The organism is Kosmotoga arenicorallina S304 (assembly GCF_001636545.1).
Lineage (GTDB): Bacteria > Thermotogota > Thermotogae > Petrotogales > Kosmotogaceae > Kosmotoga_B > Kosmotoga_B arenicorallina.
In genome coordinates, this window is sequence record NZ_JFHK01000040.1 from 1 (window position 1) to 1,214 (window position 1,214).

The following is a 1,214-nucleotide window of genomic DNA, read 5'->3' on the forward strand; positions in this document are numbered from 1 at the left end:
TATACTGCTTCCCTGAAGAATTGGGCAGGAAAAAAGTAGAGAGTTAGAATAAAAAGGCAAGGGGGTGCAGCAAATTGCGGAGAAACTCTCGACAGAAGAAAAGATGGCAATAATTCTAGAAGGGCTTCGTCGAGAAAAGAATGTTTCTCAAATCTGCAGAGAACACGGAATTTCACAAGCTCAGTATTACAAATGGCGTGATAGGTTTCTCGAAGGAGCCAAAGAAGGCTTGGAAAACGGGAAGAAATCCAGGGTAAAGCAGCTCGAAGAAAAAAATGGAAGAGCTCGAGAAGGTAATCGGGAAACAGACAATCGTCATTGAGACATTAAAAAAAACAGTAGCGCACCCAGGCAACGGAAAATAGCGGCACTGCTCGTTGATTAGGGATTCAGCGTATCAGAAGCGCTGAGGTATTTGAAAATCAGCCGGAGCACGTATTACTACAAGTCTAAGGGATACAGTCGAAGAACGAATGATGAAGAAATACTCAAAGAAATAGAAGAACTCAAAAGAGAACATCCTTACTGGGGATATCGTCGAATCTGGGCGATGTTGAGAAAAAAAGGCAATAAACTTAACCAAAAGAGGGTATAGCGATAATGAAAGAGAATGGATTGCTCTACAAAGTTGGGCACAAAAAAGCTTGTAGAACCATCCAAAAGAAATAAAACCCACCAGGCTCAGAGAAGTGCTTGGGATCGATACGACAAAAATACTCACAAGAGATGCTAGTTGAGCATATTACATAGCAGTGATAGATTGGTACACAAGGGAAATCCTTGGATCGGAAATAAGTTTCAGGTGTAGAGCGGAAGAATCGTTAAAAGCGTTGGACAGAGCCTTAAATTAGGGATATCCCGAAGGTGTGCGGGGCGAAGGAGTAATACTGGTGAGCGACAACAGCAGCCAACCAACGAGCACGAAGTTCCTGAAAGAATGTGCTGTACTTGGGATAAAACAGATATTCACGAGCTACAACAACCCAAAAGGTAATGCCAACACGGAAAGGTATTTCAGAACATACAAAGAAGAAGTTGCATGGGTACTGGACAATCCAAGTTACGAGAGCTAATCGAAAAGACCAAAGATTTTGAAACGTTTTACAATGAAAAATATCCACACAGTGCACTAGGTTACAAGAGTCCCAAAGAGGTATTTGAAGAATCCTTAAGTCTATACAAAATTGCTCGATTTTTTGTCCAGTTTTTCAGGG

The 1,214-nt window shown here is 41.5% G+C and carries 3 protein-coding genes and 1 pseudogene; all 4 read left to right on the forward strand.

Annotated features, from left to right (window positions below):
* The first annotated feature begins 64 nt into the window (after positions 1 to 64).
* The gene (locus AT15_RS10530; protein ID WP_268766434.1) at positions 65 to 322 is read left to right on the forward strand and encodes a transposase; all 258 of its coding nucleotides are present in this window, start codon (positions 65 to 67) and stop codon (positions 320 to 322) included.
* A 93-nt stretch (positions 323 to 415) separates the two neighbouring features.
* Positions 416 to 595 (forward strand): IS3 family transposase, encoded by a 180-nt coding sequence (locus AT15_RS10535; protein ID WP_268766435.1) that lies wholly within the window; start codon positions 416 to 418, stop codon positions 593 to 595.
* A gap of 295 nt (positions 596 to 890) precedes the next feature.
* On the forward strand, positions 891 to 1,073 hold the full coding sequence (locus AT15_RS10540; protein ID WP_268766436.1) for a hypothetical protein: 183 nt from the start codon (positions 891 to 893) through the stop codon (positions 1,071 to 1,073).
* A pseudogene (locus tag AT15_RS10545) lies at positions 1,040 to 1,214 on the forward strand (hypothetical protein); the annotation flags it as partial. The gene AT15_RS10540 and the pseudogene AT15_RS10545, both read left to right, overlap by 34 nt.